This is a genomic window from Parendozoicomonas verongulae (genome assembly GCF_009711465.1).
Lineage (GTDB): Bacteria > Pseudomonadota > Gammaproteobacteria > Pseudomonadales > Endozoicomonadaceae > Sansalvadorimonas > Sansalvadorimonas verongulae.
In genome coordinates this window covers 1-2,512 of sequence record NZ_SMME01000638.1, presented here as the reverse complement: position 1 = coordinate 2,512, position 2,512 = coordinate 1, and the positions used below count along the sequence as shown (strand labels likewise).

Below are 2,512 nucleotides of genomic sequence, written 5' to 3'. Positions count from 1 at the left end.
GAAAGCGTCATCTTTTCACCAGAGTTCCTCTTGACAGAATTCCAAAAACTGCTTCCTTTCTTCAGAGAGCATGTGAAGAGAATGCTTATTTTCAAAGGCGGTTTATTTGGGCAAGAGAACAACTGATCAAGAGAGGTCAAACGATCACTCGAAGCAACCTTATCTATGCTGCTTGTCTGTCCTATAATCTCACATCAGCTCAAGAGTCCATGATTCAAAAGTTATTGAGTACAGTGAATGAAGAATCGCATCCACTCACGAAAAGCAGTCACCCTAAAGCTTGACCTGCCACGGGAATTAAGCTCAAAAGAGCTGACCTTTCTGGCATACGGTAACTTTAAGAATATCGCCAAAACCGTTTATGTCTGGTGCTTGTTTTGTGATCAAGACAAACAGCTCCATGAAGTACAAATTGCACTGTCAGTTTTAGCTTGCTTCCCGTTAGGAAGCCGCTTTTCCAATGCCTTTCTGGTTAACAGCACAGACTTCTCAGCTATCTACAAAACCCGACTCGACCAAAACCATAACGTATATAACGAAGTGCCACGTCGGTTACTGCAAGCCGACTTGGCAAGTTTTGAAGGGCAGTACGACAAACAGGCATGCATTAAGATACGCAACAAGCATATCCAGCTCACTGACATCATGCTTCGTACTCTTTGTCCTGCCCCAGAGTTTGGAAAAATAGTACTCACACTGCTGGGACAATCATTCATTTTCAGGCACGTATTACGGGAAACAGATCATATCTACGTAGAGGTAGATGGAATGTATCCTTTCAAAATAACAACAGCTGTTGCCAGACAACTTGCTTTCATAGCGGGCAGTGAGGAATACCGAGCCTGGTATAGAGGGATTTCAATTCACGCAGGCCAGATGCTAGCCTCTCAGAGCGGATTACCCCCATCGTGGCCAACACCAAACTTTAAAGTAAACGTGCAATATACTTCCATTAACAATGCGCCCAAAAATACTCCCTTTTACCAAGTCATCCATGCTGTACCGGACCTAGCTCTTCCCTATAAGAAAATAACCGTATACCTCAAAAGCCAATCAGAAACATTCCTTATCTAACATTCCTTCAGCTGCTTACCCTTGAAATCTTCTAATGCAGGGTATATCGCTTCGCTACCATCGTCACGGGTTATCCAAGCGTCAATCGGTTGTTCAAAACCTATTGTTATTCATTGTGATAATGGGCATTCCAGCGCACCTAACCGCTGAATCCAAGCATTCGACGAGGTTGGGATGAAGCTGTGACTTCATTCCTTTTCAGCTTCATAACGTATGATCTTCTGGATTGCCTCCCATCATATGAGTGAGCGCGTTGAAAAACTTCATGAGCAAGCTAATCTGAGGTTGCGTAAGTTATTCAGCAGGAGGTGGAGACCAATGCTAAGACATGACCTTGAAGAGCTCCAAGAGTTCTCGGCCCAATCTGATACTTTTATTATAGACGATGTCGGTGAGCGTCTTCCTAGGCGCCCGGTGGTACATATTGCGGTGGACAAGAAAAATCGGTTGATCAGGTGGTTTAGCCTGGATGGCAATTCCCCTGTGGTTATTCAGACCATCCAACATAGGTGAGGAGGTTTTATCACCTCCCCCCCATATTTACACCTCACCGTATGATGATCGAGATATTTCTTAATCATTTCATCTGCCACATTACCCAACATCACGCAGAAGTACCCTTGCGCCCAAAAATGATGCCCCCAATAGCGCCTCTTCAAATCAGGACAACTTTCGCAAAGCTTCGACGAGACTCCCCCTTTTATCCAACACATGATTTCACTCGGTGCCATATTTGGCGGAGCTGACACCAGTAGGTACACATGATCCCTATGTACGATAAAATTGCTCATCTTGGCAGATGTGGTGTGTGTCATGAAGTCCGTCCATCTTGACAGAATCCGAGCGTATACCGGATACCTGTTCTTCAAAAAATCACCAAACAGATCATCGCATAAATCTAAATCAGCCCTATGCTTAATCGTCACTTTTTATAATGATAGTTTGCTATGAACTCTAGCCCACAACTTCTCAAGGAACTTCTCTGTGAGAGCCGTGAAAGTGATAACCCTATAGCCACCCTCTACAGGTTCGTCCGTAAAACAAGTTCACTCTATGACATAACTGGCTGTGAAGAGGAAGCAATCTCTCTACTGATTAATTTCTCAGTAAGACGGGATAAGATAACAAATCCGCTAGACAGAGCAGAAGCTATCGAACATCTGGCCGAAGAGCAAAACAAACTTATTAAACGCTTTACCAATACCCTGAAGGGGCTCCATACCCACAATGCAAAATTTCCCCGCAGCTATATAAAGAGCAATATATACCACCGCTGCCAGTATGATGAAACAGACCCTTATGTTCACCCTGGAAGCGTTAATATCAGCAAACAATTAGGTTATTCCCAAAATGCGGCTTTCATAAAAGCTTCCAAAGGACTTATCGCTGAGTTTGTCTTTGAAGGTCGGCGAACTAGCATGCTCGAAGAAATCCAACT

At 43.9% G+C, this 2,512-nt stretch carries 2 protein-coding genes and 1 pseudogene; 2 read left to right on the top strand and 1 reads right to left on the bottom strand.

Going from position 1 to position 2,512, the window contains the following annotated elements; translation table 11 throughout:
- Positions 1 to 237: 237 nt before the first annotated feature.
- Positions 238 to 1,074: a hypothetical protein gene (locus tag E1189_RS02115; RefSeq protein WP_155158421.1), complete on the top strand. Its 837-nt coding sequence runs from the start codon at positions 238 to 240 to the stop codon at positions 1,072 to 1,074.
- A 491-nt stretch (positions 1,075 to 1,565) separates the two neighbouring features.
- Here E1189_RS02115 and tnpA read toward each other — a convergent pair.
- Positions 1,566 to 1,919: pseudogene (gene tnpA / locus E1189_RS02110) on the bottom strand (IS200/IS605 family transposase); the annotation flags it as partial.
- A 102-nt stretch (positions 1,920 to 2,021) separates the two neighbouring features.
- Here tnpA and E1189_RS02105 point away from each other — a divergent pair.
- Positions 2,022 to 2,512: hypothetical protein (locus tag E1189_RS02105; RefSeq protein ID WP_155158419.1), on the top strand; the 491-nt coding region annotated here is incomplete at its 3' end.